The sequence below is a fragment of the Achromobacter sp. JCM 18799 genome, assembly GCF_055395645.1.
The window spans coordinates 3,279,758-3,305,075 of the sequence record NZ_AP043866.1 but is presented as its reverse complement, the minus strand read 5'-3'; the positions used below and the strand labels follow the sequence as shown (position 1 = coordinate 3,305,075).

The 25,318-nt window shown below is 68.2% G+C and carries 25 protein-coding genes; 15 read left to right on the top strand and 10 right to left on the bottom strand.

Annotated elements, in window-relative coordinates; translation table 11 throughout:
* The first annotated feature begins 37 nt into the window (after positions 1-37).
* Entirely contained in the window at positions 38-1,444 is a 1,407-nt protein-coding gene (locus ACZ5YA_RS15580) for an amino acid permease (protein WP_059377720.1), read from the top strand.
* 81 nt (positions 1,445-1,525) lie between these two features.
* On the opposite strand, the gene ACZ5YA_RS15575 is transcribed toward ACZ5YA_RS15580, so the two are convergent.
* The 4 genes from ACZ5YA_RS15575 to ACZ5YA_RS15560 all read right to left on the bottom strand — a co-directional run bounded on the left by ACZ5YA_RS15575 (position 1,526) and on the right by ACZ5YA_RS15560 (position 4,766).
* The gene (locus ACZ5YA_RS15575; RefSeq protein ID WP_464092738.1) at positions 1,526-1,939 is read right to left on the bottom strand and encodes a VOC family protein; all 414 of its coding nucleotides are present in this window, start codon (positions 1,937-1,939) and stop codon (positions 1,526-1,528) included.
* Positions 1,940-2,017: 78 nt separating this feature from the next.
* On the bottom strand, positions 2,018-2,710 hold the full coding sequence (locus ACZ5YA_RS15570) for a helix-turn-helix transcriptional regulator (protein WP_118934795.1): 693 nt from the start codon (positions 2,708-2,710) through the stop codon (positions 2,018-2,020).
* Positions 2,711-2,787: 77 nt separating this feature from the next.
* The gene (locus ACZ5YA_RS15565) at positions 2,788-3,759 is read right to left on the bottom strand and encodes an alpha/beta hydrolase (protein ID WP_464092737.1); all 972 of its coding nucleotides are present in this window, start codon (positions 3,757-3,759) and stop codon (positions 2,788-2,790) included.
* A complete protein-coding gene (locus ACZ5YA_RS15560; protein ID WP_187774082.1) occupies positions 3,756-4,766 on the bottom strand; it encodes a tripartite tricarboxylate transporter substrate binding protein in 1,011 nt (336 codons plus the stop codon). The genes ACZ5YA_RS15565 and ACZ5YA_RS15560 overlap by 4 nt, the downstream gene beginning before the upstream one ends.
* Before the next feature lie 162 nt (positions 4,767-4,928).
* Between ACZ5YA_RS15560 and ACZ5YA_RS15555 the strand changes: the two genes are divergently transcribed.
* Positions 4,929-5,885 carry a LysR family transcriptional regulator gene (locus ACZ5YA_RS15555; protein WP_464092736.1) on the top strand — a complete coding sequence of 319 codons (957 nt, stop codon included), beginning with the start codon at positions 4,929-4,931 and terminating at the stop codon, positions 5,883-5,885.
* Here the strand turns inward: ACZ5YA_RS15555 and ACZ5YA_RS15550 are convergent.
* Together ACZ5YA_RS15550 and ACZ5YA_RS15545 are read right to left on the bottom strand one after the other, a co-directional pair.
* Positions 5,882-6,742 (bottom strand): hypothetical protein, encoded by an 861-nt coding sequence (locus ACZ5YA_RS15550; protein WP_059377730.1) that lies wholly within the window; start codon positions 6,740-6,742, stop codon positions 5,882-5,884. The genes ACZ5YA_RS15555 and ACZ5YA_RS15550 overlap by 4 nt on opposite strands.
* A 143-nt stretch (positions 6,743-6,885) precedes the next feature.
* Positions 6,886-7,353, bottom strand: a complete 468-nt coding sequence (locus ACZ5YA_RS15545) for a CopD family protein (RefSeq protein ID WP_059377732.1) — start codon at positions 7,351-7,353, stop codon at positions 6,886-6,888.
* Positions 7,354-7,489: 136 nt separating this feature from the next.
* Between ACZ5YA_RS15545 and ACZ5YA_RS15540 the strand changes: the two genes are divergently transcribed.
* From ACZ5YA_RS15540 to ACZ5YA_RS15500, 9 genes are all read left to right on the top strand, one after another.
* A complete protein-coding gene (locus ACZ5YA_RS15540) occupies positions 7,490-7,999 on the top strand; it encodes a sigma-70 family RNA polymerase sigma factor (RefSeq protein ID WP_464092735.1) in 510 nt (169 codons plus the stop codon).
* Positions 7,978-8,991, top strand: coding sequence for a FecR domain-containing protein (locus tag ACZ5YA_RS15535; RefSeq protein WP_464092734.1), 1,014 nt, complete (start codon positions 7,978-7,980; stop codon positions 8,989-8,991). The genes ACZ5YA_RS15540 and ACZ5YA_RS15535 overlap by 22 nt, the downstream gene beginning before the upstream one ends.
* A gap of 112 nt (positions 8,992-9,103) precedes the next feature.
* Positions 9,104-11,719, top strand: a complete 2,616-nt coding sequence (locus tag ACZ5YA_RS15530) for a TonB-dependent receptor (RefSeq protein ID WP_464092733.1) — start codon at positions 9,104-9,106, stop codon at positions 11,717-11,719.
* A 79-nt stretch (positions 11,720-11,798) separates the two neighbouring features.
* Positions 11,799-12,845: a hemin-degrading factor gene (locus ACZ5YA_RS15525; protein ID WP_251880994.1), complete on the top strand. Its 1,047-nt coding sequence runs from the start codon at positions 11,799-11,801 to the stop codon at positions 12,843-12,845.
* An 18-nt stretch (positions 12,846-12,863) separates the two neighbouring features.
* Entirely contained in the window at positions 12,864-13,697 is an 834-nt protein-coding gene (locus tag ACZ5YA_RS15520; protein WP_464092732.1) for a heme/hemin ABC transporter substrate-binding protein, read from the top strand.
* Between the two features lie 37 nt (positions 13,698-13,734).
* Complete coding sequence (locus ACZ5YA_RS15515; RefSeq protein WP_118934840.1) at positions 13,735-14,679, top strand: FecCD family ABC transporter permease; 945 nt, start codon at positions 13,735-13,737, stop codon at positions 14,677-14,679.
* Positions 14,676-15,464: a heme ABC transporter ATP-binding protein gene (locus ACZ5YA_RS15510; protein WP_059377754.1), complete on the top strand. Its 789-nt coding sequence runs from the start codon at positions 14,676-14,678 to the stop codon at positions 15,462-15,464. Before ACZ5YA_RS15515 ends, ACZ5YA_RS15510 begins: the two co-directional genes overlap by 4 nt.
* Positions 15,465-15,543: 79 nt before the next feature.
* On the top strand, positions 15,544-16,026 hold the full coding sequence (locus ACZ5YA_RS15505) for a YajQ family cyclic di-GMP-binding protein (RefSeq protein ID WP_059377757.1): 483 nt from the start codon (positions 15,544-15,546) through the stop codon (positions 16,024-16,026).
* Between the two features lie 47 nt (positions 16,027-16,073).
* Positions 16,074-16,979, top strand: coding sequence for a LysR family transcriptional regulator (locus ACZ5YA_RS15500; RefSeq protein ID WP_118934825.1), 906 nt, complete (start codon positions 16,074-16,076; stop codon positions 16,977-16,979).
* Positions 16,980-16,992: 13 nt separating this feature from the next.
* Here ACZ5YA_RS15500 and ACZ5YA_RS15495 read toward each other — a convergent pair whose 3' ends face one another.
* Positions 16,993-18,438 carry an AlkA N-terminal domain-containing protein gene (locus ACZ5YA_RS15495; RefSeq protein ID WP_251880999.1) on the bottom strand — a complete coding sequence of 482 codons (1,446 nt, stop codon included), beginning with the start codon at positions 18,436-18,438 and terminating at the stop codon, positions 16,993-16,995.
* 147 nt (positions 18,439-18,585) lie between these two features.
* On the opposite strand from ACZ5YA_RS15495, the gene ogt reads away from it, so the two are divergent.
* From ogt to ACZ5YA_RS15475, 4 genes are all read left to right on the top strand, one after another.
* A complete protein-coding gene (gene ogt, locus ACZ5YA_RS15490) occupies positions 18,586-19,134 on the top strand; it encodes a methylated-DNA--[protein]-cysteine S-methyltransferase (protein ID WP_118934820.1) in 549 nt (182 codons plus the stop codon).
* Between the two features lie 73 nt (positions 19,135-19,207).
* Positions 19,208-20,173, top strand: a complete 966-nt coding sequence (locus tag ACZ5YA_RS15485; RefSeq protein WP_464092731.1) for a DUF3829 domain-containing protein — start codon at positions 19,208-19,210, stop codon at positions 20,171-20,173.
* Between the two features lie 202 nt (positions 20,174-20,375).
* A complete protein-coding gene (locus tag ACZ5YA_RS15480; protein WP_059377770.1) occupies positions 20,376-21,461 on the top strand; it encodes a tartrate dehydrogenase in 1,086 nt (361 codons plus the stop codon).
* Positions 21,462-21,580: 119 nt separating this feature from the next.
* Complete coding sequence (locus tag ACZ5YA_RS15475; RefSeq protein WP_059377772.1) at positions 21,581-22,561, top strand: Bug family tripartite tricarboxylate transporter substrate binding protein; 981 nt, start codon at positions 21,581-21,583, stop codon at positions 22,559-22,561.
* A gap of 13 nt (positions 22,562-22,574) precedes the next feature.
* Here the strand turns inward: ACZ5YA_RS15475 and ACZ5YA_RS15470 are convergent, their stop codons facing one another.
* From ACZ5YA_RS15470 to ACZ5YA_RS15460, 3 genes are all read right to left on the bottom strand, one after another.
* Positions 22,575-23,180, bottom strand: coding sequence for a phosphatase PAP2 family protein (locus ACZ5YA_RS15470; RefSeq protein WP_059377774.1), 606 nt, complete (start codon positions 23,178-23,180; stop codon positions 22,575-22,577).
* Between the two features lie 91 nt (positions 23,181-23,271).
* Positions 23,272-23,700, bottom strand: coding sequence for an arsenate reductase (glutaredoxin) (gene arsC, locus ACZ5YA_RS15465; RefSeq protein WP_118934816.1), 429 nt, complete (start codon positions 23,698-23,700; stop codon positions 23,272-23,274).
* A 65-nt stretch (positions 23,701-23,765) separates the two neighbouring features.
* Entirely contained in the window at positions 23,766-25,295 is a 1,530-nt protein-coding gene (locus ACZ5YA_RS15460; RefSeq protein WP_464092730.1) for a PepSY domain-containing protein, read from the bottom strand.
* Positions 25,296-25,318: the final 23 nt, after the last annotated feature.

Here is a 25,318-nt window from a genome sequence, read left to right as displayed (position 1 = left end):
TGTATCCACAAAGAGAGCGCGGGACCTGGAGGAGACAATGCAACAACAAAAAGGATTCGGCCAGATCGCCGAACGCGAGCAGGGCCTGAAGCGGCGGCTGACGTCGGGGCAGATGAGCATGATCGCCATCGGCGGCGCCATCGGCACGGGCCTGTTCCTGGGCAGCAAGTTCGCCATCGGCTTTGCCGGACCCAGCGTGATCATCAGCTATGCCATCGGCGGCCTGATCACGTTGCTGCTGATGGGCTGCCTGGCGGAAATGACGGTGGCGCATTCCACCTCGGGCTCCTTCGGCGCCTATGCCGAACACTACGTCGGCCCGCTGGCGGGATTTCTGGTGCGCTACGCGTACTGGTCCTGCGTGGTGCTGGCGGTAGGCACCGAAGTCACGGCCGTCGCGGAATACATGAAGTTCTGGTTCCCGGACGTGCCCGGCTGGCAGTGGGTCTGCCTGTTCTCGGCAGTGCTGATCTTCATCAACGCCATGAGCGTCAAGACCTTCGGCACGGTCGAATACTGGTTCTCCACGATCAAGATCACCGCCATCGTGGCCTTCATCATCCTGGGCGCCTACGTGGTCTGGGGCAATCCGCAGTACGGCACGGCGCTGTACACCTCGCATGGCGGGTTCTTCCCGAATGGCGTCTGGGGCATGTGGATCGCCGTGGTCATCTCGATCTTCAGCTATCTCAGCGTGGAGATGATCGCGGTGGCGGCGGGCGAGGCCGAAGACCCCGAGCGCGCGGTCAAGCAGGCGTTCCGCGCCACCATCGTCCGGCTGGTGGTGTTCTACCTGCTGACGCTGGCGCTGATCCTGGCCATCGTGCCCTGGGACGAGGCCGGCAAGGGCGGCAGCCCCTTCGTCAAGGTGATGCAGGCGCTTGAGATCCCGGGCGCGGCAGGCGTCATCAACTTCATCGTGCTGGTGGCGGCGCTGTCGGCCATGAACAGCCAGCTCTACATCACCACGCGCATGATGTTCAGCCTGTCGCGCGCCGGTCATGCGCCGTCCGCGTTCGGCAAGTTGACGCGCAGCGGCACGCCGCTGAACGCGCTGCTGCTGTCCACCAGCGGCATTGCCATCGCCGCGGTGCTGAACGTGCTGTACCCCGAGACCTCGTTCACGCTGATGATGGCGATTTCGATGTTTGGCGCGCTGTTTACGTGGATGATGATTTTCGTGACCCACTACTGCTTTCGCCGCCGCTGGGCGCGCGAAGGCGGCGGCAAGCTGTCGTTCCGCATGCCGGGCTTTCCGGTGCTGACGCTGCTGGGCGCGGGCGCGATGCTGGCTATTTTGGCCACCACCTACTTCACCAGCGTTTTCAAGATGACGCTGGTGTTCGGCGTGCCCTTCCTGGTGGTGCTGGCCGTGCTGTACCAGCTGCTGTTCCGCAGGCGTGGCGAAACGGTGGCGCTGACCCCGCGCGGCCAGCGTTCCTGATATTGCTACGCCCGGTTCAGCCACGGGCCTGGGGCCAGCGCCTCAGGCCCGTATTTCATGAGCGCGCGGCATGACTGCGCTTCAAGCGCTGGCCATGGCCGGCGCGGGCTGCTCCGCAGCCTGTTCCTGAGGCGCCGGCGCGAACACGCGCAACCGGTGGCCGTCGGGGTCCAGCGCCACGAAGGTGCGGCCGAAATCCATGTCGGTGGGCGCTTGCAGGATGGGCAGGCCGCGCAGGCTCCAGTCCAGGTGGCGGCGGTCCAGCGCCTGCGCGTCAGCAACGGTGAAGGCGAGTTCGGTGGCGCCGCCGCGGCCGGCGGCGGCAGGTTCCACCGTGTAGCGCGACCACAGGACCAGCATCAGGCCGGAATCCAGCCTGAACAGCGCGAAGGTGGGGGAGCTTTCCATGGGCGGACGCTGCAGCAGGGCGCTGTAGAACGCGGCGCTGGCGGCGGGTTTTTCAACGTAGAAAATCACGAAATTGGTGTCTGACATGATGCGCTCCGGGTGGTAGACGCGCTCATCTTAGACAGGGGTACTGTCAGTTTTTGGCAGTAGCTTTCAGCCGCGTTTTCAGCCGCGATTCTTTGGCGTGCGATCGATCGCGCGCCACTCCTTCAGCAGCGCATGGCGGCGCTTGGGATAACGCTCACCGGGCGTCAGCGTGGCGATGCGGTCGGTGCGGAAATGGCGGAAATCCTGGCGCAGTTCGCACCAGGCCATGACGATGCGCACGCTGTCGAAAAAACCCAGCGCGAACGGCCAGATCACCCGCGTGGAATCGGCGCCCTTGTCGTCGCGGTAGGTGATGTCGATCTTCTGTTCGCAGCGTATGGCCTGGCGGATCAGCGACAGGTCCACGCGGTCCACCACCTGCATCGAACTGGGACCGACCAGCAGCGGTATCGCGTCCAGCCCGTCGCGCAGTTCGCCCGGCAGCACGGCGCCGATCTTGGCCAGCGCGTTGCTCGCGGCCTGCGCCAGGCGCGGGTCGGCGCGGTCCGCGACCCAGCGGGTGCCCAGCACCAGCGCCTCGATCTCCTCGGTGCTGAACATCAGCGGCGGCAGCATGAAACCCGGCCTCAGCACGTAGCCCACGCCCGGTTCGCCCTCGATCTCGGCGCCTTGCGATTGCAGGGTGGCGATGTCGCGGTACAGCGTGCGGATGCTGACGCCGAGGTCGGCGGCCAGTTGGCGGCCGCTGACGGGGCGGCGATGGCAGCGCAAGGTCTGCATCAGGCCCAGGAGGCGTTCGGTGCGGGACATGGGGGGGCGGACGGGGATGACGGATCCATAATGCTGCCACGAAATGGCAGCAGGCGGGGCCCGTCCGCAGCGGGATGTCAGGCGGGCGGCAGGGCCATCAGCCAGTTGTGCACGCGGGCGGCCAGGTCCAGGCTGTTGCGGTCCATCATCAGCATGTGCGAATTGCCGGCGATGCCCAGTTCGGGCAGCGGCAGCAGGGTGACGCAAGCGTGCCGCCGCGCGAAATCGCGCACCCGCTCGCGCATGCGCGGCCAGCGCGGGTCCGTGTCCATGTTGTCGCCCATGAGGATCAGCGTGGGCGTGCGGTAGCCGGCGTCCAGTTCCGGGATGCTGGCCGGCTCCAGCGCCACCACGGCGCGCACCAGATCGGGCCGGGCGGCGGCCGCGCGGATGCCGAATACGCCCGCCTGCGAATGGCAGATGACGATCATGCGGCCGACCCGCTCCAGCAAGGCCAGATAGCCGCGCAGGACGGCGGCGTCGGTATGCACCCAGCGCGGCACCATCTGCGCGGCCAGCTCGCCGAAGGCTTCCACCGGGAACTGCGTGTTGCCATAGGCGCTGCCGGGGCCGGGGCGGGCGCCCGGGCGGCCGATGCGAAAACGCGTGTAGCAGTCTTCCTGCGCCTGCACGATGGGGCCTTCCGGCCAGATCTCGGGGACCGGCGCGTAGCCCGAGCGGCCGCGTTCCACGGCATCGCAGAGATAGGCGTCCCAGCCGCGCCGCAGGAAGGCATGGAGCCAGCCCTGGCGGCCGTCGGGCGTGGTCTCCCACGCCGCGCCGGTCATGCCGCCGCCATGCCAGAAGGCCAGGGGCGGGCGGCCGCTGGCCGGCTCGGCCAGGAAGTACTGCGCGTACATCTGCTCGACGCGGTAGGTGCCGTTGGGGTCCAGCGCGACGGGCTGGCCGCCCTCGGCCATGACGACTTCGCGCCGCGGCAGACCGGATAAGCTGACCTCGCGCCCGCCGACATGGAAGGCGCCCATGTCGCGCAGACGGATCGGCGCGAGCGCGTCCGATGCGGCGCGGCCGGGTTCGTCCGCCATCATTCCGCCCGGATGTGGTTGGCCTGGATCACGTCCTTCCAGCGCGCGGTCTCGGCCAGCACGAAGTCGCCCAGCGCCTGGCGCGGGCCGGCGGCGGTTTCCACGCCCAGTTCGCGCATCTTGGCGGCGACCTCGGGCGCCTGCAAGGCGTCGTTGAAGGCTTGGTGCAGCGCGGCCAGCGTGGCGTCCGGCGTGCCGGCGGGCGCCATGATGCCGAACCAGGGCGTGATCAGGAAATCGGCCACGCCGGCCTCCGCGAAGGTCGGCACGTCCGGAATGGCCGGCGCGCGCTTGGCGCTGGCCACGGCCAGGGCCCGCAGCTTGCCCGCGCGGATGTTCGCCAGCGATGCCGGCAGGTTGTCGAAATACATGTCGACCTGGCCGCCCAGCAGATCGGCCGCGACCTGTCCGGCGCCCTTGTAGGGGATGTGCGCCACGTCGATGCCGGTGCGCAGCTTCAGCAGTTCGGTGGCCAGGTGGGCCGAGCCGCCCACGCCCGACGAGGCCGAGTTCAGTTTGCCCGGATGGGCGCGGGCGTAGGCCAGCAGCTCGGCCACGGTCTGCGCCGGCACCTTGGGATTGACGACCAGCACGCTGGGCACCGTGCCGACCATGGCGACGGGCGCGAAGTCCTTGACGATGTCGTAGGGCGCGGGCTGGTAGAGCGAGGGCGCGACCGTGCAGCCGAAGGCGCACATCAGCAAGGTGTAGCCGTCGGGCGCGGCGCGCGCCACCGCCTGCGCGCCGATGTTGCCGCCGGCGCCGGCGCGGTTTTCCACGATCAGGGGCTGGCCCAGGCGCTTGGCCAGGCTGTCGCTGAGGATGCGGGCCAGGATGTCGGGCGTGCCGCCGGCGGGGAAGGGCACCACCAGCGTCACGGGGCGTTCGGGGAAGGCGGCGGCGGCCGGTTGGGCTGCGCCCGCCAGCAGCGCTGCGCCGGCCAGCGCGGCCGCCATCCAGCGGCGGGGGGAAGCGCGCCAGCGCGCGGCGGTCGGGCCCAAGGGGTTCATTGCGGCAGTCTCCGGAAAGTCGGGTCGGGTGCGGAAGGCCCCGATCTGCCGCGGACTGTAGCCAAGGCCGGCGGCCTTGCCCAATGCTGGCTGCGCAAGCCATATATGTCGAAAATGGTATGGAATTTTCAACGCATGCATTTCAGGCATAGTATGGGCGGCATGAGCGACGCCCAATCCTTGCCCTATCTGCGCCGGCTGGACATGAACCTGCTGCTGACGTTCGACGTCCTGATGCGCACTCGCAGCGCCACCGCCAGTTCAGCCCTGCTGCATAAGACGCAGCCCGCCATCAGCCGTGACCTGGCGCGCCTGCGCCGCCGGCTGGAAGATCCCTTGCTGGTGGTGGTGAAGGGCCGATTCATTCCAACGGAGCGGGCGCTGGAACTGCATTCGGCGGTGCATGACGCGCTGGCGCAGATCGAAGCGGCGCTGCGTCCGGCCGAGGCTTTCGATCCGGCCAAGGCCAGCGGCGTGGTCAACATCGGCACCGGCGCGCACAGCGAGATCCTGCTGGCGGCGCCGCTGATCGAACGGCTGCACCGCGCCGCGCCGGGCATCACGCTGCGTTTCCAGTCGGTGCACGGAGACTTCGTGCCGGACGATCTGGACGCGGAACGGTTGGACATGGCCATCGGCCTGTTCGGCAAGGTGCCGGCGCGTTTCCATCGCGATACGCTGCTGAAGGACCGGCGCGTGTGCGTGGTGTCGGCGCGGCATCCCTGGGCAGGCAAGCGCGCGCTGTCGCTGGCGGATCTGCCGTCCATCAAGTGGTTCGCCTTCGCGCACATGTATGGCCGCGAAACCAACTTCGACCGCGCGCTCAAGCCGGATGCCAGCCGGCTGGAATTTTCGGCCTACCTGTCCGGCTTCGGCATCACGCCCTATGTGCTGCTGGACACTGATTACGCCACCACCATGCCGGCCAGCGTGGCGCGGGTGCACGCCCGGCATTTCCCCCTGGCGACGCTGGAACTGCCTGCCAGCCTGCGCAAGATCGAACTGGTGATGGTGTGGCCGCGGCGCCTGCATACGTCGCCGCTGCAGGCCTGGCTGCGCGGGCAGATCCGCGAGGTGCTGCGGGAACGCGTGGACGCTCCCGCAGCCGGTGCGGCTTAGGAACCGACCTTCTTGCCCGTCGCCACGTCGATGGCCGAGCCGTCTTCCAGGCTGACGCGGTAGATCTCGCGCACCACGTTGCCGGCGAAGCCGATCTCGACGATGGACACGTCCTTGAAGGTGGTGTTGATGCCGTCCGGCAGCACGGCGTTGAACTTGTCGGACTCTTGCTTCATGGCGTCCTGCAGGCGCGTGTCGTACAGCGCCATGCTGTAGACCAGCGTGGTGTGCGGATTGTGCGCGCGCACTTCCTTGCCGTCCTGCATGATGTTCACGCCGCTCACGCCCATGGTCTTGACCAGGTCTTTTCCGGCATCGCCCATCTTGGCGTAGACCGGGCCGGTGACGCGCGGCAGCGGGCCATCGCGCAGCGGCGCCAGCGCGGCTGTGGCGACGGTGTTGTAGCGCATCATGTCCTCGAAGCCCTGGCCGCTCTTGACCACGCCCAGGTCCAGCCACCACGGATGGCCCGCGCCCTTGGCGGCTTCGGTGGGATAGAAGTTCTTCAGCGTGACCTGCAGCGGGGCCGGCGGCTTGGGCAGGGCCTTGAGCATGCGGGCGGGCGTTTCAGGGTCGGCGCTGTGGATGTGCACCACCGTCACGTGCGGCATGTTGGGCGTTTCGGCCTCGGTCTTCAGGCCCAGCTGGAGCAGGTCGGCCTTCAGCGTGCCGTTGATCTTGGCGTCCAGGATGGCGTTGACGTCCTGGGGCAGGCGGTAGACCACGCCGTAGGTCGCCTTGTGTTCGCGGAACCCGGTCTGGTCCAGGGCGCTGTTGTCGATGGGAGCGGCGGCATGCGCGGCCGAGGCGGAAACGAACAGGCCGAGGGCGGCCAGCTGGAAGACACGCTTGATCATGGAGATTCCTTTTGTTTGTGTAAGCCCGCGAGAGTCATCCGCAGTGTGGCCAGCGCGGATGTAATGCGTATTGCACCAAGCAAAAGAATTCCGATACCAGCCTGCACATGCCCGATAGCTCGCGGGCGCTGGCTGATATCCAGCTACCCCAGAAAGACGATGGCCACGATGGCGATGCCCAGCAGCAGGTTGATGCCCACCCAGCGGCGTATGCCGCCCATGGCCTGGCCGCCCTGGGGCCAGTCGGACGCGGCGACCGCCGCCCGCAGCTGCGGGTAGAGCACGAAGCGGATGTAGGCGTAGATGGCCGTCATGACCAGGCCGCCCGAGGCCATGAGGGTCCAGCTGCGCGGCATGAAGAAGGCGCCGCCCGTCTGCGCCGCCTGGCTGGCTTCCTGGCCGATCATGATCGCGCCCGTCGCCAGGATCAGAAGAATGGCCGCCAGCACCGCATTCAGGAACGGCCCCAGCACCGCCGCCATCAGCCGCAGCCGGACCGGCGGTTCCAGCTGCGCGGCCGCCGGCCGCAGGAAACAGTGCGCGAAAAGCATGCCCCCGACCCAGAGGATCACGGCCATCAGGTGGATGAATTTGAGCGCGGCATAGAGCATGGGGCAGGCCTGTAGGGAGGAATCCGTCCCCATCATATCGCCGTCAAGCGCGGCGCGCGGGCTTGACCGGAATCATGGTTTTGCATTTAGAATGAGATTGATTTCTATTTGTGATTGAAAGTTCAGGGAGCCACCCGTGCCGAATCCCGCGGTCGCCGCCGGCGACAACGTCCATCTGCTGTACCGCGCTCATCATGGATGGCTGCATGGCTGGCTGCGCGCCAAGCTGGGCAACAGCTTCGACGCCGCCGACCTGGCGCAGGACACCTTCGTGCGGGTGCTGCGCCACCGCCACGAACTGGACGCCTTGCGCGAGCCGCGCGCCTATCTCACCACCATCGCCAAGCGCCTGCTGCTGAACCACCACCGGCGGCGCTCGGTGGAGCAGGCCTATCTGGAAGCCCTGGCCTTGATGCCGGAGGCGCTGGCGCCCTCGGCCGAGCAGCGCCTGATCATCCTGGAAACGCTGCAGGAGATCGACGAGATGCTGGCCGGCCTGTCGCTGCCGGCCCGCCAGGCCTTCCTGATGGCGCAGCTGGAAGGACTGAGCCATGGCGAAATCGCCTCCCGCCTGAACGTGTCGCTGCGCACCGTGCATCGCTACATCGCCAAGGGATTCGAACAATGCATCATGGCGTCGATCTGAACCCGCAGGCCGAGGCGGCGCCCGAGCTGCCCGCCGTCGAACGCAGCGTGGCGCGCGAGGCCGCGCGCTGGCTGCTGCGGCTGAGTTCGGGCCGCGCCACCGACGCGGACCAGCGGGCCTGTGAACTGTGGCGCGCCAGCAAGGCCGAGCACGAGCACGCCTGGCAGCGCGCGCAGCGCGTGAATGAGCGCTTCGGCCTGATCCCGGCGGCGCTGGGCATGGCCACCTTGAACCGCCCCGGACTCGGAAGCCGTCGTGCCGCGCTCAAGACGCTGATTGCGCTGGTGGCGGCCGGGCCCGTCGGTTGGGCAGCCTGGCGCGCCGATCCGCTGGACTGGACCGCGGACTACCGCAGCGCGCCGGGCGAACGGCGCGAAGTGGCGCTGGCGGATGGCTCCACGCTGCTGCTGAACACGGCCAGCGCCGTCGACGTGATGTACAGCTCCACGGCGCGCCTGCTGCGGCTGCGCGCCGGCGAGATCGCGGTGCATGCCGTGGCCGACACGGCGCCTGCGCCGCGGCCCTTCGTGGTGCGCACGAGCCAGGGAGACATCGAGGCGCAGTCCTCGCGATTCTGCGTGCGCCAAGAAGGCGGCGTGTGCCGCGTCAGCGTGCAGGAAGGGCGGATCCGCGTCGGCAGCGCCGCGCATCCGCGCAGCCTGGTCAGCCTGGAGGCCGGCCAGCAGAGCAGCCTGACGGACGAGGGCGCGTCGCCGCCATCCCCTGCGGATCCGCATGCCAGCGACTGGCAACGCGGCGTGCTGTACGCCAACCGCATGCGGCTGGACGCCTTCGCGGCCGAACTGGGCCGCTACCGTTCCGGCATCCTGCGTTGCGATCTCGAGGCCGCGCATCTGCGCATCTCGGGCGCGTTCCAGGTGCGCGATACCGATGCGGTCCTGGCGGCCTTGCCCGCGACCTTGCCGGTGCGGGTGCGCTATCGCACGCCGTACTGGGTGACGATCACCTTGCGCGCGGCTGCCGAGGCCTGAATCCGCGCCGTTACAAAAAAGGGGAGGGCCAGCTGTCCGATTCCGATTTCACGAGGGTCATGGTCTGTAGAGGCAAACGAATGCCGACACCTTTTGGATCGAAAGGACGACCATGGCTTATCTTCCCGCCGGCCGCGCAAGCGGCTCCCGACCCGCCCGAGGCCTGCAATGCCGCATGACCCGCCTGGCCGCCGCCGTGCATGCCGCCCTGGCGCTGGCTGCCGTGTCCGCCGCCTTGTTGCCCGCAAGCGCCGCGTGGGCGCAGTCCGCGCAGCAGACGCAGGCGCGCGGCTATCGCATTCCGGCGGGTGCGCTGGCCGAGGCGCTGCCGCGCTTTGCCGACAGCGCGGGCGTGACGGTGCTGTTCGACGCGGCGCTGGTGGGCCAGCGCCGCACGGCGGGGCTCGACGGGGTCTATTCCGTGAATGAAGGCTTTGCGCGCTTGCTGGCGGGCAGCGGCCTGGGCGTGCAGGAGCGCAGCGCCCGCGTTTACGTGTTGCAGGCATTGTCCGCGGACGTGACGCAGTTGGCGCCGGTCCAGGTGGAAGGCGAGGGCGCGCCGGTCGCACCGGCCTGGGAAACCAGCACCGACCGCAAGCGCCTGGACGAACTGCAGGTCAAGAACTGGAGCGATTTCGGCAAGCGCGCCGAGCCCGGCGTGAGTTTCAACCGTACGACCAACAGCATCAATATCCGCGGCCTGGACCAGGACCGTGTGCTGACGCGCGTGGACGGTATCCGCCTGCCATGGCTGGACGACGGCGCGCGCGGCCTGAAGGGCGGCCTGGAAACGGTGGATTTCAACAGCCTGTCGCGATTGGACATCGTGCGCGGCGCCGACGCCAGCGGCGGCGGCTCTGGCGCGATTTCCGGCACTGCCGACCTGCACACGCTGCAACCGTCTGACCTGCTGACCGACGGCAAGACCTTCGGCGCGCTGGCCAAGACCGACTACGACACGGCCGACAGCAGCTGGGGCGCCAACGCCGCGCTGGCGGGCCAGATCCACAGCAACACGTTCTGGCTGGTGCAGGCGGGCGTACGCAACGGCCATGCCCTGGACAATCGCGGCGACGTCGGCGGCTATGGACCCAAGCGCAGCGAACCCAGCCCGGAAGACTACGACCAGCGCAGCTTCCTTCTGAAGCTGCAGCAGCGCGTCGAAGGCGGCCACCGCTTCGGCCTGACCGGCGAATACTTCAAGCGCAACGCCGACATCGACAGCATGTTCGAGCAGGGCGCAGGCACCAGCTATCTGTACGGCGAAAACAGCACCCGCAAGGAAACCGAGCGCCAGCGCGTGTCCTTCGATTACTCGTACAAGGCGCCCGGCGCGGACAGCCTGATCGACACGGCCAGCGCGGTCGTTTATTGGCAGCGCCTGCAGCTGGACAGCTCGCTGAGCGGCGTGCGCAGCGTCGATTCCCGGGCCTACGCCATACCGGGCGATCCGTTCCGTTACGGCTATCCCAGCGGGCCATATGGCCGCAGCAACTCCATCCGTCAGACCATGTTCGGCGCCAATGCCGAGATCACCAAGCGTCTGGCAGGCGCGTCGGTGTCGCAGTTGTGGACCGTGGGCGGGGAATGGTACGGCAACAAGACCGAGCAGTACTCCGGCGGCTACGACAATTGCCCGGCGATCCCGGCAGGCACGCGCGCGCCGATGGGTCCGCGCCTGTGCGACATGCTGCACACCAACCAGGCCGACGTGCCGCAGTCCAAGGGCAACCAGTGGGCTCTGTGGGTGCAGGACGAATTCAGCTTCGCCGACGGCCGCTACACCATCATGCCGGCGCTGCGCTACGACCACTACGAACAGAAGCCGCAGTCCACGGCCAGCTACGAAAGCAACCCGAACGCGGGCGCGCTGCCGCCGTCCAACAGCGGCAGCCGTTTTTCGCCCAAGCTGCTGGCCACCTGGAAGGCCGCGGACGAACTCAGCCTCTATGCCCAATACGCATACGGCTTCAAGGCGCCCAGCCCGACGCAGCTCTACACCAACTATGGCGGCCCCGGCACCTACCTGCGCGTGGGCAATCCCTATCTGAAGCCTGAAACCAGCAAGGGCTGGGAGCTGGGCGCCAAGATCGGTTCCGATTCCCTGGGCGGCGCGGTATCGTTGTTCGACAACCGCTACCAGAACTTCATCGACGGCGACGTGCCGCTGAACGCGTCCTCGCCCCAGTGGCAGCCGGGCTGGGCCGGACAGTACCCCTTGGGCGTGACCGGCAACGTCAACCGCGCCAAGGTGCGCATCTACGGCGCCGAAGCCAGCGCGCACTGGAAGTTTTCGCCCGGCTGGCGCACCTGGGGTTCGCTGGCGTGGGCCGTGGGCAAGGACGAAAGCACGGGGCAGTACCTGAACTCGGTGGCGCCGCTGAAGGCGGTGCTGGGCCTGGGCTATAGCCGCGATGCGTGGGGCGTGGACGCCATGCTGACCACGGCCCTGAAGCGCGACAAGGTCGAGTACCCCGAGGCCACGGCCACGGCCCGCAATCCCGATTTCCAGGCGCCCGGCTACGGCGTGGTGGACCTGATGGGCTATTGGCGTCCGGCCGCGGTGAAGGGCCTGCAGGTGCAGGCGGGCGTTTTCAACCTGTTCGACAAGAAGTATTGGGAGGCCATCAACGTGCCGACCGCCGGCGCCATCGCCATTCCGCGGCCGGTCGATTGGTACACGGAACCGGGACGCAGCCTGCGCGTCTCACTGACATACCAGTATTGATCCAGACCCGCCGCCGGTCCGGACCATACCGGGGCGGCGGCGGTTTACGCAAACCTTAGCAACGGCCGGAGGGCCCACGATGAGCAACACCGATTTCACGTCCCGCGCCCAGGAACTGCGCGCCCGCAACGAGGCCCTGGCCGCCTCGCAACCCAAGCTGCGCGCCCGCAATCTGGCGCAGGCGCTGGGAGTGTCCGAAGCCGAATGGGTGGCGGCGCAATGCGGCGGCCTGAAGGCCACGGCCCTGCACGGCACGCCTCAGGAAATCTTCCGCGAACTGGGCACGCTGGGCCCGGTCATGGCGCTTACCCGCAACGACTGGTGTGTGCACGAGCGCCATGGCGTGTATGAGGATATCCAGGCCGAAGGTCCGGTAGGCCTGGTGCTCGGACCGGACATCGACCTGCGTGTCTTCTTCACGACCTGGAAGTCGGCCTGGGCAGTCGAACAGGACGGCCGCCACAGCCTGCAGTTCTTCGATGGCGCGGGCGTGGCGGTGCACAAGGTCTACCGCACCGACGCTACCGACGCCGCCGCCTACGATGCCCTGGTCGCCAAGTTCGCGGGCGAGGCGCAATGGCCCGAGACCCAGCCCTATGCGCCCGCCGCCGACGCCGACCGGGTCGAGAACAGCGCGCAGTGGCGCGAAGCCTGGCTGGGCATGCAGGACACGCACGAGTTCTTTCCCCTGCTGCGCAAGTTCAAGGTGTCGCGCCTGGCCGCCCTGGCGGGCGCGGGCGAGGATCTGGCGCAGCAGGTGCCGGCCGACGCCGTCGAACGCATGCTCGAATCCGCGGCGCAGTCCGGCCTGTCCATCATGTGCTTCGTGGGCAACCGCGGCATGATCCAGATCCATACCGGCCCGGTGCAGCAATTGCGCCGCACCGGCCCCTGGTACAACGTGCTGGACCCGAAGTTCAACCTGCACCTGGATACCACCGCCATTGCCTCGGCCTGGGTGGTGAACAAGCCGACCTCGGACGGTTGGGTCACCTCGCTGGAGCTGTATGCCTCGACGGGCGACCTGATTGCGCAGTTCTTCGGCGAGCGCAAGCCCGGCAAGCCGGAACTGGCGCAATGGCGCGAACTGATGATCAGCCTGTGCAGCGTGCCGCTGGCCGCCTGAGCCCATAAGGACGTAGCGATGAAAAAATGGTTGGCAATGGCGGCGGGCTGGGCAATCGCGCTCGGCGCGTACGCGGCGCCGCCCACCCGGGTAGTGACCCTGGGCGGCACCGTGACCGAAATCGTGTATCAGCTGGGGCAGGGCGGCAAGCTGGTGGGAGACGATCTCTCCAGCCTCTATCCCGAGGCCGCGACCAAGCTGCCGCGCGTCGGCTACTACCGTTCGGTACCCGTGGAAGGCGTCTTGTCGCTAAAGCCGGATCTGGTGCTGGCCTCTGAGCAGGCCGGCCCGCCGGACTCGCTCAAGCGGCTGGCGGACGTCGGCGTGCGCGTCGTCACCGTGTCGGACGCGCCGTCGGTGGATTCGCTCAAGTCGCGCATCCGCGGCATTGCGGACGCGCTGGGCGTGGCGCCGGCGGGCGAACGCATGGTGGAAGACGTCACGCGCGAGCTCGCGCGCGCCGAGGCGGTGCCCGCGACGCGCGCGCGGGCGCTGCTGCTGATCAACCGCACGGGCTCGCCGCAAGGCGCCGGCCGCGACACCGCCGCCAACGAAGTCATGCACCTGGCGGGGCTGGTGAACGTGCTGCAAGATCAGCATGGCTATAAGCCCTTGTCCGCCGAGGCCATGGGCGCGCTGGCGCCTGACCTGATCATCGTGACGCAGGCATCGCTGGACGCCGGCGGCGGCATGGACGCCTTCCTGCGCATGCCCGGCATCGCGTCCACCCAGGCGGCCGCGAAGCGGCGCATCGTGGTGATGGACGACCTGCTCATCCTGGGCATGGGACCGCGCCTGCCGCTGGCGCTGACCCAGCTCAAGCAGGAGGTTGCGCATGTCATGGCGCGTTAGCGCGCCGCTGGCGTTGGGCCTGCTGGCGGCGGCCCTGATGCTGGCGGTGGTGGCCGCCACCGCCAACGGCGCGGTGGCGATCCCCCTGCGCGAGCTGCCGTCCCTGTTGTGGGGCGCGCCCACGCCCGAGACTGCCTTGTGGCGCAATGTGCTGATCGACATCCGCTTGCCGCGCGTGCTGTTCGCGCTGGTGGCGGGCGCCGGCCTGGCGGTGGCCGGCGCGGCCATGCAGGCGCTGTTCCGCAATCCGCTGGCCGAACCCGGCCTGATCGGTATATCGGCGGGCGGCGCGCTTGGGGCGGTGGCCGCCATCGTGCTGACGTCCGGCGGTTTCTGGGTCACCGCGCCTGCCGCCTTCGCCGGCAGCCTGCTGGCCACGCTCTGCGCCTACGCGGTGGGCCGGCGCGTGCCGGGCGTGGCGGGGCTGTTGCTGGCGGGCGTGGCCATCACGGCCATGGCGTTCAGCTTGATCGGCCTGTTCACCTTCGTCGCCACCGATGCGCAGCTGCGCGACCTGACGTTCTGGAACATGGGCAGCCTGGGCGGCGCGAACTGGAAGGTGTTGTCGTTCCTGGGGCCGTGGGTGCTGCTGGTGAGCCTGTGGCTGATGAGTCAGTGGCGCGTCATGAACGCGCTGCTGCTGGGCGAACGCGAAGCCCAGCACCTGGGCTACACGCTCAAGCGCGTGCGGGCCAGGCTGGTGCTGGCCAGCGCGCTCATCGTGGGACCGCTGGTCGCCGCCACGGGCACCATCGTCTTCGTCGGCCTGGTGGTGCCGCACCTGGTGCGCATGACGCTGGGCGCCAATCACCGCTGGCTGCTGCCCGCGACCGTCCTGGCCGGCGGCCTGGCGCTGATCCTCGCGGATTGGCTGGCGCGTACCGTGGTGGTGCCGGCCGAACTGCCCATCGGCCTGGTGACGGGCCTGGTGGGCGGGCCGTTCTTCTTGTGGCTGCTGGCGCGCGGACGGAGGATAGGATGACGCTTTCCGCGCAAAACGTGACCGTGAACCGCGGCGCAGCGCGCATTCTCACCGATGTATCGCTGGACATCCGCCCGGGAGAAGTGGTGGGCTTGCTGGGGGCCAACGGCGCTGGCAAATCCACCCTGCTGGGCGCGTTGTCAGCGGAATTGGCTGCCGATGCGGGCCAGTTGAGTTTGGGCGAGACCCCGCTTGCCGCCATGCCGCACCGGCAACAGGCGCGCCGCCGCGCCGTGCTGCCGCAAAAGCCGGGGCTGAGCTTCGACCTGAGCGTGCGCGAGGTGGTCGCCATGGGCGCCTATCCGTTCCCGGAGTTGGCGCCATCCGTGGTGGACGCGCTGGTGACGCAAACGCTGGCAGAGGCCGACGCGGCGCATCTTGCCGGGCGGCGCTATCCCGAGCTGTCCGGCGGCGAACAGCAGCGCGTCCAGTTCGCCCGCGTACTGGTTCAATGCCATGCCGCGCGCGAACGCGACGAGCCGCGCTACCTGTTGCTGGACGAACCCACCGCCAGCCTGGACCCCAAGCATCAGGGCGACCTGCTGCGGCGCTCCTGGGAGCTGGCCCACGCCGGCAATACGGGCGTACTGGTGATCCTGCACGATATGAACCTGGCCGCGCGCTGGTGCGACCGCCTGCTGCTGCTCTGCGGCGGACGCGGCATCGCGCAGGGGACGCCGGCAGAGGTCCTGACGCCGGCCAATCTGTATCTGGCCTACGGCATCGACGCGCAGGTGATTGCGCATCCCCTGCAAGCCGGCCGCCTGCTGGTGCTGACGGCGTGACTCGGGCCGCGGGGCCGGTAAAATAGGCGATACCCCGGTATTCGCCTTTTTCAACATTTACCCAACAGGACCCCGTGTCATGCCTACTTTTGACGTCGTCTCCGAAGTCGACAAACACGAACTCTCCAACGCCGTCGACCAGGCCAACCGCGAACTGGCCACCCGCTTCGATTTCAAGGGCAGCGACGCCAAGTTCGAGCTCGACGAGTTTGTCGTAACGCAGGTCGCTTCCAGCGCCTTCCAGCTCAAGCAGATGCTGGACATCCTGCGCGGCCGCCTGTCGGCCCGCGGCATCGACGTGCGCTGCCTGGACGTAGCCGATCCCCTCGAAAACCTGGGCGGCGCCCGCCAGAAGGTCACCATCAAGCAGGGCATCGAGCAGCCGGTGGCCAAGAAGCTCATCGCCGCCATCAAGAACGCCAAGCTCAAGGTGGAATCGCAGATCAACGGCGACAAGCTGCGCATCAGCGGCAAGAAGCGCGACGACCTGCAGACCGCCATCGCGCTGCTGAAGAAGACCGACGTCGACCTGCCGCTGCAGTTCGAAAACTTCCGCGACTGATCCGCCCCGCGCCAGGGTGCCGCGCACCCTGCGGACCTGGAGGGGCCATGGGACATTCCAACGAGTTGCAGCTGGTCGTCGAACTGGTGCGCGCCGGCGGCATGTCCGCCGCCGCCCGCGAGCTGGGCGTCACGCCGGCCGCGGTCAGCAAGCGGCTGGCCCAGATCGAGGCGCGGCTGGGCGTGCGGCTGGTCAACCGCAGCACGCGGCGCCTGAGCCTGACCGCGGAAGGCGAGGTCTACCTGGAAAACGCCCGCCGCATCCTGGGCGAGATCGAGGACCTGGACCAGCTGATCGCCAGCCGCCAGGACAGCCCGCGCGGCCTGCTCAAGGTCAACGCGCCGCTGGGTTTCGGCCGCAGCTACATCGCGCCCGCGATTGCGGAATTCGCCCAGAAATATCCCGAGGTGTCGCTGCAATTACAGCTGACCGACAGCCCGGCCGACTTCGTGCAGGACGCCGTCGACGTGGCCGTGCGCTTCGGCGACCTGCCCGACACCCGCCTCATCGCCCGCAAGATCGCGCCCAACCGGCGCCTGGTCTGCGCGTCGCCGGGCTACCTGAAGAGCCACGGCATTCCCGCCACGCCGCACGACCTGGCGCGGCACCAGTGCATCGTGCTGCGGCAGAATGAAGCCGCGTACGGCCTGTGGCGCTTCACCAAGGGACGCCGCAGCGAAACCGTGAAGGTGCGCGGCAACCTCAGCAGCAATGACGGCGAAGTGACGCTGACCTGGGGCCTGGCCGGCCTGGGCATCCTGCAGCGCGCCGAATGGGACCTGGCGCGCTATCTGCGCAGCGGCAGGCTGGTGCAGGTGCTGGAGGACTACGCCTTGCCGCAAGCCGACATCTACGCGGTCTTTCCGGAACGGCACCATCTGTCGGCCAAGGTGCGCATGTTCGTGGACTTCCTGGTGGCGTATTTCAGGAAGGGCGCGGAAGACCGGTGGTAAGCCCGGCGTTCGCTCAGGCCGTCCACAGGTGCTGCGCCGCGTAGGCGCGCCAGGGCCGCCAGGTTTCGGCGCGGGCCAGCAATTGCGCGGGCGTATAGGTCCGCGCTTCCAGCCTTTCCAAGGCCCGGATCAGGCCGATGTCGGCGGACGGAAACGCGTCCGGCTCGCGCAACTGGCGCAGCGCGATGTATTGCGCCGTCCATTCGCCCACGCCCCGTATTGTGCGCAGCCGGCGGACCGCATCCTCCAGGCCGCCGGCGGCATCGAACAGATGCCTGTCCGCCACCGCCGCCGCGGCGACCGCCGACAAGGTTGCGGCGCGGCTGCGCGGCATGCCCAGCGAGGCCAGCTCGGCCGCCGCCACGGCTTCAGGCAAGGGGAATACATGCGTCAGCGCGCCTTCTGGACGCGCCATGGCCGCGCCGTGCGCGGCCACCAGTTTGCCGGCCAGGCGTATGGCCGCGGCCACCGTGATCTGCTGGCCCAGCACGGCGCGCATGGCCAGCTCGAAGCCGTCCCAGGCGCCGGGCACGCGCAGGCCGGGCCGCGCGCGGATCAGCTCGGTCATCACGGGATCGCTGGCGAACTGCGCGGCGATGGCGACCGGATCGCTGGCCAGGTCGAAGACGCGGCGCAGGCGCGCGATGATGGCCGGCAGCGCCTGCAGCCGGGGAAAGCGCACCGTGGCCTCGAGCGCATCGCCGCGGCCCGGGCGCACCGTCACCGTGCCTTGGCAGCCGTCCAGCAGGACGGTGCGCGCGTAGCTGTCGTCCGTGACCTGCTCGATGCCGGGAATCGCGCGCAGCCGCAGGAAGGCCAGCATGGCGTCCCAGTCATAGGGCGGGCGGTAGCGCAGCAGCAGCTTGATCTCGCCTTCTTGCGCCGCCGATACTTCCGGTTTGCCGGAGCGCCGCAGGTCGCCTGGGGCGCGCGCGAACAGGTCGTGGAAGATCTCGTTGAAGCGGCGGATGCTGCCAAAGCCCGATGCGAAGGCGATCTCGGCCATCGGCAGCCGGGTCTCGTGGATCAGCTGCTTGGCCAGCAGCACGCGCCGCGTTTGTGCCACGGCCACGGGCGAGGCGCCCAGGTGCTGGCGGAACTGGCGCCGCAACTGGCGTTCGCCCACGCCCAGGCGCTGCGCCAGCACGTCCACGCCGTCCTCGTCCAGCGCGCCCAGTTCGATCAACTGCAGCGCGCGGGCCACGCCATCGGGCAGCTCATGCCCCGGCCCGACCTCCGGCGCGGTCTCTGGCCGGCAGCGCAGGCAGGGGTGGTAGCCGGCCTCTTGCGCCGCTGCCGCCGTGGCATAGAACGTGACGTTCTTCGACAATGGGGTGCGCGCCGGACAGACCGGACGGCAATAGATGCGCGTGGTCTTCACGGCGGTGAAGAAGCGGCCGTCGTAACGGGAGTCGCGCACTTGGATGGCGCTGTAGCAGGCGTCGTGGTTCAGGTCCATGAGATCATGCTAACGCCGCGGCGAGCGTTGGATCTAGCGGTTTTCGGACAGTGTTGTGGATGCAGCATTCCTGTCCGAAAACCGCCAGCGCAGAGCCCGCGTCCGCGCCTATAGTGCTACGGTCGATCACCTACGCTGGAGTCCGCCATGCCCGTCCAAACCCAGGCTTTTTTTCTTGAGCGCGTTCCCACGCCCATCGGCCTGATGCTGGTCCTGAGCGACGAGCAGCGGCGCCTGCGGGCTGTCGATTGGGAAGACTACGAAGCGCGCATGCACCTGCTGTTGCGCAGGCAGTACCGCAAGCAGCAGGTCGAATTGCGCGATGCGGTCCAGGCGTCGCCCGCGCGGCGCGCGTTGCTGGACTACTTCGACGGCGACGTGCGCGCCATCGACGCGCTGGACGTGGCCACCGGTGGCACCGATTTCCAGCGCGCGGTGTGGCGGGCATTGCGGGAAGTATCGGGCGGCCAGTCGATCAGCTACGGCGCGCTGGCGCACCGCATCGCGCGTCCCGCCGCCGTGCGCGCGGTGGGCGCGGCCAACGGGGCGAATCCCATCGGCATCGTCGTGCCTTGCCACCGCATCGTGGGCGCGGACGCTGCCCTGACCGGTTACGGCGGCGGTTTGCACCGCAAGCGCTGGCTGCTGGATCACGAGCAGAGATGGCTTGAAAATTCTTGTGACAGGGTTGAATAGATTTGTAGCGTGTTAAGCATCTGGAGGGCATATCATGCGTCCCCTTCAGAGCAACCCGCAACAGGAATCAAAGATGTTTATGCCGCGCCCCTTGCGCATGTTCGCAGTTCTGGCCGTCACGCTGGCGCTCGCCGCGTGCGGCGACGACAGCGCCAAGAAGGAAGCGAAAGCGTCCGAGCCGACTACCGCTCAGTCCGAGATCATCAAGTACAACCAGTACGTCGACACCGCCAACAGCATTTCCACGACCTTCGAGCAGGCGCTGGAACGCTACGAGGCCTACGCCGTCCCGGCGCTGAAGGAAGGCAAGCCGCTCAAGGATTTCGTCATCAGCAACGACTCGACGATCCAGCGCACCAAGGAGAAGCTCGGTCGCGCGCTGGCGATGTCGACGCCTATCGCCGAGATCGACGCGCCCGCCAAGGCGTTCTCGGATGCGCTGGGCAAGCTGGCGCCGCTGAGCCATGAACTGCAGAACTATGCTGCAGCCAAGACCTTCCTGTCCGACAATGGCGCGCTGGCGCGCGAGAAGAGCCCGGCCTACGTCGCGGCGCTGACCGAAGTCGTGAAGGCGGAAAACGGCTTCTACCGCGGCATCTCCATCAAGGACACGGCCAACACCAAGCAAGCCTTTGAAAAGGCCAAGAAGGACACGGTCGCCTATTACCGCGCCGGCATGGTCTATTACGGCAAGGCTACGATGGACAAGGCGTCGGGCGTGTTCGAGGGCAAGGGCCTGGGCGCCGACCAGGAGGCCTTCAAGCAGGAGCTGGACAAGATGAACGAAATGGCGCTGGGCTTCGACAAGAAGACGCGCGAGGCCGATGCCAAGGGCTGCACCGGCATGATGATGAACGTCAACGGCTTCCTGGCCTCCGGCCGCAAGATCCTGGAGCACACCAACAATGGCCGCTACAAGGAAGACGCGGCGCGCACCGGTGCGTTCAAGATGATGCGTCCCACCATCGAGGACGACGCCAACAGTCTGCGCCAGAATTTCAACAACCTGATCTCCGACCTGAACATCGGCCGCTGCTGATTGCTGCATGCCTGCGGCCGGTCATGGCCGCTACCTGGAACAGCGCCACATGCGGGCGCTGTTTTTTTGCGCGTTCGCTTTTCCCGCCCGTGCGCCACCTTCAACTCCAGGTAAAAGATGTTTTGAATTCCATTGCGCCCGCCGCTCGCGGGCGTCAGTACAGTGCCGACAGCATTCCACCAGCAAGGAGCCCAGTCGGCATATGAAGACCTATCGCATCGCAACCATCCCCGGCGACGGCATCGGCAAGGAAGTGATTCCGGCCGGACAGCGCATCATGCAGGAACTGGCCCGGGACGGCGGCCTGAGCTTCGAGTTCGAGGATTTCGACTGGGGCGGCGACTATTACCGCAAGCACGGCGTGATGATGCCGGCCGACGGCCTGGACGCGCTACGCGGCAAGGACGCCATCCTGTTCGGTTCGGCCGGCGATCCGCACATTCCCGACCACATCACTCTGTGGGGCTTGCGGCTGAAGATCTGCCAGGGCTTCGACCAGTACGCCAATGTGCGCCCGACGCGCATCCTGCCCGGCATCGACGCGCCGCTCAAGCGCTGCGCGCCTGGCCAGCTGGACTGGGTCATCGTGCGCGAGAACTCCGAGGGCGAATACTCCGGCGTGGGCGGCCGGGTGCACCAGGGCCATCCGCTGGAAGCCGCGACCGACGTGTCCATCATGACCCGCGCGGGCGTCGAACGCATCCTGCGCTTCGCCTTCAAGCTGGCGCAATCCCGTCCGCGCAAGCTGCTGACGGTGGTCACCAAGTCCAACGCGCAGCGCCACGCCATGGTCATGTGGGACGAGATCGCCCTGGAGGTGAGCCGCGAGTTTCCGGACGTGGCCTGGGACAAGGAACTGGTCGACGCGGCCACCGCCCGCATGGTGAACCGCCCGGCATCGCTGGACACCATCGTCGCCACCAATCTGCACGCCGACATCCTGAGCGACCTGGCGGCGGCGCTGGCCGGCAGCCTGGGCATCGCGCCCACCGGCAACATCGATCCGGAACGCCGCTATCCCTCCATGTTTGAACCCATCCACGGGTCGGCCTTCGACATCATGGGCAAGGGCCTGGCGAACCCGGTCGGCACCTTCTGGTCCGTGGTCATGCTGCTGGAGCACCTGGGCGAGACGCAGGCCGCGGCGCGGCTGATGCAGGCGATCGAAAGCGTGACCGCCGATCCCTCTCTGCATACGGGCGACCTGGGCGGAACCGCCACCACGGAGCAGGTCACGGCAGCCGTGTGCGCGAAGCTGGCGGCTGCGGGCAGGGCCAAGGCCGCATAGGCGTAGCAGACCCGCAGCAGACCCGAAGCAGACCCGCAGCGGGACCGGGGCGCGAGACCCCAGGCCCGCCGCGGGATCCACGACAACAAGCGAATTCCATTCGTACCGAGGAGACAAGCATGCACAAGAGAACGATACCCGCGCGCGTCCTGGCGCTGGCCTGCCTGGCGGGCCTGACCATCGCCGGCGGCGCGCAGGCGCAGGGCTATCCGGCCCGGCCGGTGAACCTGGTGGTGCCGTTTCCGGCCGGCGGCACCACCGACGTGCTGGCGCGCGCGCTGGGCCAGGAGCTCGCCAAGAGCCTGGGCCAGCCCGTGGTGGTGGAGAACAAGCCGGGCGCGGGTTCGACCCTGGGCGCGGATTACGTGGCCAAGGCTGCGCCCGACGGCTATACGCTGCTGATGGGCGCCGTGCACCACACCATCGCCACCAGCGTCTACAAGAGCCTGCATTACGACTTCCAGAAGGATTTCGCGCCGGTGACTACCGTGGCCCTGGTGCCCAACGTGCTGGTGGTCAATCCCAAGCTGCCGGCGCAGGACGTGAAGTCGCTGCTGAAACTGGCGCAAGGCCAGCCGGGCAAGCTGACCTATGGCTCGAACGGCATGGGTACGGGACAACACCTGATCGGCGCGCAGTTCGAAAAGGAAGGGCATGTGCAGTTGCTGCATGTGCCTTACAAGGGTAGCGGCCCGCTGACGACCGACCTGCTGGGCGGCCAGATCGACATGTCCTTCGACACCGTGACGCCGGTGCTGGCGCACATCCAGAGCGGCAAGCTGCGCGCGCTGGCGGTCACCACCAATCAGCGTTCGGCCGCGCTGCCCGATGTGCCGACCATGGAGGAAGCCGGCCTCAAACCCTTCAACATGGGGACCTGGTTCGGCGTGCTGGCGCCGGCGGCCACGCCGGCGGACGTGGTCGGGCGCCTGAATGCCGAGATGGTCAAGATCATCCGTTCGCCCGACTTCTCGCGGCGGATGGCGGAAATAGGCGCGGTGCCTATCGGTGATACGCCTGCCGAGATGAAGGCGCGCATCGGCACGGATACCGAGAACTACGCCAAGCTGGTCAAGGACGCCAAGGTCGCGATCAACTGAGCGCGGCGCGCCTTCAGGCGCGGATCCAGCCGCGCGCGATCGGCAGGGCCAGCGCCTTGCGGTACAGGCCCTGCGCCGCGCCTGTCAGGGGCTCGCCGCAGCGGCGCCATGCCATGGCGGTCAGCCCGGCGGCCAGCGGCGCCAGCAGGAGTCCGCCCAGGATGTCCAGCGGGAAGTGCACGCCCAGGTAGACGCGCGAGGCACCGACCAGGACGGCCGCGGCCAGCGCCAGCCAGCCCCATCCGGCCCAGCGCCGGTCGTAGATCAGCGCGAACGCCAGCGTGGCGATGATGATGGTGTGATTGCTGGGAAACGAGGACGTCGCCTTGTGCGGGAAGAACGCATGTCCCAGGCCGAGGACGAAGGGGCGCGCGTGCGGCCAGAGCGCGCCGCACAGGTAGCTTGCGAACAGCGCCAAGGCGATGCTGGCCAACGCCTTCAGCGCCATGTCGCGCTGCGGCCGGCCGCCCCACAGCCACAGGGCGGCCAGTACGGCCGGCACCAGCAGGATCAGCCGGTTCGCCACCAGCATGGCGGCGTGGATCTGCCAGATCGGGGTGGCCGGGTCGGCGTTGATCGAAAGAAAAAGGGACTGGTTGAGGCTTTCAAGGGAATTCATGAATTGTCATCGCGGCGTAATGAAACGATTGCCGCGATGGTAATGATCCCAGCCGTCAGTCCGCTTACAAAAGGCCGCGGACCGCGTCCTTTTACTTCTGGATGCGTTTGCCCTGCGCGTCGATCACGGCTTCGCCGTCTTCCTTGGCGAAGGCGCCTTGCTGCGGGGCCGGCAGGATGTCCAGCACCAGTTCCGACGGGCGGCACAGGCGCGCGCCCAGCGGCGTCGTGACAAAGGGACGGTTCAGCAGGATGGGGTGCTGCTCGATCGCGTCCAGCAGCGCATCGTCCGAGAGCGACGCGTCGTCCAGGCCCAGTTCCTGATAGGGCGTGCCCTTTTCACGCAGGGCCTCGCGCACGCTGACGCCGGCCTTCTTGAACAGCGCCTTCAGGGTGGCGCGCGAGGGCGGCGTTTCCAGATACAGCACGACTTCCGGTTCGATGCCGGCGTTGCGGATCATGGCCAGGGTGTTGCGCGAGGTGCCGCACTTGGGGTTGTGATAGATGGTTACGTCGGACATGGAAGCTCCTCTTTCCGGTAGATCGTCATGCAAGGCTGTGAGCATAGTGCATCCGCGCCCGCGCTTCAGGCGCGCAGCTTCTTGCCCAGCCGCCGCCAGCCTATCACCGCGCCTGTCAGGCTGAGCGCCGCGCCGCCCAGGCTCAGGAACACCAGCAGGACGTCCCACAGCGGGCGGCGCGCCAGGAGGCCGGTCCAGTCCCAGCTATGCAGGAAGGCGAACAGCCAGCGGCTGGTGCGCGCGCCGCTGTCCTGCCGGCTCACGATCTGTCCCGTGCGCGGGTCCAGATAGACCCAGGTCGCCTGGGGATCGTCATAGGCCAGCCGCCAGACGGGAAGCGGCTTCTCGACATGGCCCAGCATCGCGTGTTCGTCGCGGGCGTAGTAATAGAAGTCGTAGGCCTGCAGCGTTTCGGCGCTGGCGAGCCGGGCGCCGGGGACCAGCCGGGCGGCGGCGGCGCGCAAGGCCGCCGGGTCGAACGCATGGGGCTGCGCGTTGCCGGCCGACAGCACCAGCGGGGCGCCAGCGGCGCTGCGCGCCAGCACTACGTCCTGGCCATCGGCGCGGGCCCAGCGCAATTCGCGCGGCGCGGCCGGCAGGGCGGCGATCAGCTCACCGGGCGCGGCCAGCGTTTCCCCCGGCGCGCCGGCATAGGCCGCCTGCGCCAAGGGTGGCGCGCCCGTGCTGAACAGCTTCCACGGATTCATGGACATCAGTCCGCTGAAGATCCAGGTGATGGTGATGACCGCGAACAGCAGGCCGCTCAAATGATGCCAGCGCATCATGTTTTCGCGGTAGGGCGAGCGGCTGCCGCTGGAATAGGGCCGCGAGAAGCGCCAGCGCAGGATGCCGACCACCGTGCCCGTCACGGCCAGCAGCACCCCGGCGACCGACAGCCACACCACGATGTCGTGCCACCAGCCGTCCAGCGCATTGCCGCGGAATGGATACAGCCAGTGGATCCAGGCGCCGGCGTAGTTCCAGATGCGCTCGGCGCGGGTGGCGTCCAGCACCACCATGCCCGTGGCGGACGAGATGTAGAGCCGCGTATGCGCGGGATCGTCCAGGTCCAACCGGTGCAGCGGCCGGTCCGGACCCAGCGCGCGCGAATGGGTGTAGGCGTCTTCGTCCACCGTGCCCAGATAGCGGGCGGCGTGCTGTCCGCCGGACCAGGCCTGCGCCGTGGCCAGCGCGGTGGCGGCGTCGGCCGGGGGCAACAGCGCGCCGCTGGCGGCGTCCACCATCCTGGGTGCGCGCCGCGCCTCGCCGGGAATCACGTAGACCGGCGCGCCGCCGCGCGCGGCGGCCAGCACCATGCCGGCGGAGTCCTTGGCTCCCGCCGCCGCCAGCGCCTGCGCGGGCGTGACGGTGATTGCCGCGGAATCCAGCGCGGGCAGGTGCGCCAGGCGTTCCTGCGGCGTGAGCTTGGGATAGCCCACGTACATCATCACCACGCCAGAGATGAACCACATGGCAAAGAACAGGCACAGCACGATGCCTGCCCAGCGATGGATCAGGTACAGCCAGCGCTTGGCGCGCGCCGACAGCGGCGGCCCGGCGCGATGGCGGGTCGAGGGGGGGAGCGTCGTGTTCATGGCGGTCTGTCCTGGCACGCCGC

Excerpts from the sequence above, each read along its gene's own strand:
- ACZ5YA_RS15530 (WP_464092733.1), top strand. The coding sequence starts at position 9,104 with ATGGCTTATCTTCCCGCCGGCCGCGCAAGCGGCTCCCGACCCGCCCGA.
- ACZ5YA_RS15550 (WP_059377730.1), bottom strand. The coding sequence starts at position 6,742 with ATGATCAAGCGTGTCTTCCAGCTGGCCGCCCTCGGCCTGTTCGTTTCC.
- ACZ5YA_RS15485 (WP_464092731.1), top strand. The coding sequence starts at position 19,208 with ATGTTTATGCCGCGCCCCTTGCGCATGTTCGCAGTTCTGGCCGTCACG.
- ACZ5YA_RS15480 (WP_059377770.1), top strand. The coding sequence starts at position 20,376 with ATGAAGACCTATCGCATCGCAACCATCCCCGGCGACGGCATCGGCAAG.
- ACZ5YA_RS15505 (WP_059377757.1), top strand. The coding sequence starts at position 15,544 with ATGCCTACTTTTGACGTCGTCTCCGAAGTCGACAAACACGAACTCTCC.
- ACZ5YA_RS15460 (WP_464092730.1), bottom strand. The coding sequence starts at position 25,295 with ATGAACACGACGCTCCCCCCCTCGACCCGCCATCGCGCCGGGCCGCCG.
- ACZ5YA_RS15475 (WP_059377772.1), top strand. The coding sequence starts at position 21,581 with ATGCACAAGAGAACGATACCCGCGCGCGTCCTGGCGCTGGCCTGCCTG.
- ACZ5YA_RS15555 (WP_464092736.1), top strand. The coding sequence starts at position 4,929 with ATGAGCGACGCCCAATCCTTGCCCTATCTGCGCCGGCTGGACATGAAC.
- ACZ5YA_RS15510 (WP_059377754.1), top strand. The coding sequence starts at position 14,676 with ATGACGCTTTCCGCGCAAAACGTGACCGTGAACCGCGGCGCAGCGCGC.
- ACZ5YA_RS15565 (WP_464092737.1), bottom strand. The coding sequence starts at position 3,759 with ATGATGGCGGACGAACCCGGCCGCGCCGCATCGGACGCGCTCGCGCCG.
- ACZ5YA_RS15470 (WP_059377774.1), bottom strand. The coding sequence starts at position 23,180 with ATGAATTCCCTTGAAAGCCTCAACCAGTCCCTTTTTCTTTCGATCAAC.
- ACZ5YA_RS15535 (WP_464092734.1), top strand. The coding sequence starts at position 7,978 with ATGCATCATGGCGTCGATCTGAACCCGCAGGCCGAGGCGGCGCCCGAG.
- ogt (WP_118934820.1), top strand. The coding sequence starts at position 18,586 with ATGCCCGTCCAAACCCAGGCTTTTTTTCTTGAGCGCGTTCCCACGCCC.
- ACZ5YA_RS15500 (WP_118934825.1), top strand. The coding sequence starts at position 16,074 with ATGGGACATTCCAACGAGTTGCAGCTGGTCGTCGAACTGGTGCGCGCC.
- ACZ5YA_RS15495 (WP_251880999.1), bottom strand. The coding sequence starts at position 18,438 with ATGGACCTGAACCACGACGCCTGCTACAGCGCCATCCAAGTGCGCGAC.
- ACZ5YA_RS15515 (WP_118934840.1), top strand. The coding sequence starts at position 13,735 with ATGCTGGCGGTGGTGGCCGCCACCGCCAACGGCGCGGTGGCGATCCCC.
- ACZ5YA_RS15520 (WP_464092732.1), top strand. The coding sequence starts at position 12,864 with ATGAAAAAATGGTTGGCAATGGCGGCGGGCTGGGCAATCGCGCTCGGC.
- ACZ5YA_RS15560 (WP_187774082.1), bottom strand. The coding sequence starts at position 4,766 with ATGAACCCCTTGGGCCCGACCGCCGCGCGCTGGCGCGCTTCCCCCCGC.
- ACZ5YA_RS15580 (WP_059377720.1), top strand. The coding sequence starts at position 38 with ATGCAACAACAAAAAGGATTCGGCCAGATCGCCGAACGCGAGCAGGGC.
- ACZ5YA_RS15545 (WP_059377732.1), bottom strand. The coding sequence starts at position 7,353 with ATGCTCTATGCCGCGCTCAAATTCATCCACCTGATGGCCGTGATCCTC.
- ACZ5YA_RS15525 (WP_251880994.1), top strand. The coding sequence starts at position 11,799 with ATGAGCAACACCGATTTCACGTCCCGCGCCCAGGAACTGCGCGCCCGC.
- arsC (WP_118934816.1), bottom strand. The coding sequence starts at position 23,700 with ATGTCCGACGTAACCATCTATCACAACCCCAAGTGCGGCACCTCGCGC.
- ACZ5YA_RS15570 (WP_118934795.1), bottom strand. The coding sequence starts at position 2,710 with ATGTCCCGCACCGAACGCCTCCTGGGCCTGATGCAGACCTTGCGCTGC.
- ACZ5YA_RS15575 (WP_464092738.1), bottom strand. The coding sequence starts at position 1,939 with ATGTCAGACACCAATTTCGTGATTTTCTACGTTGAAAAACCCGCCGCC.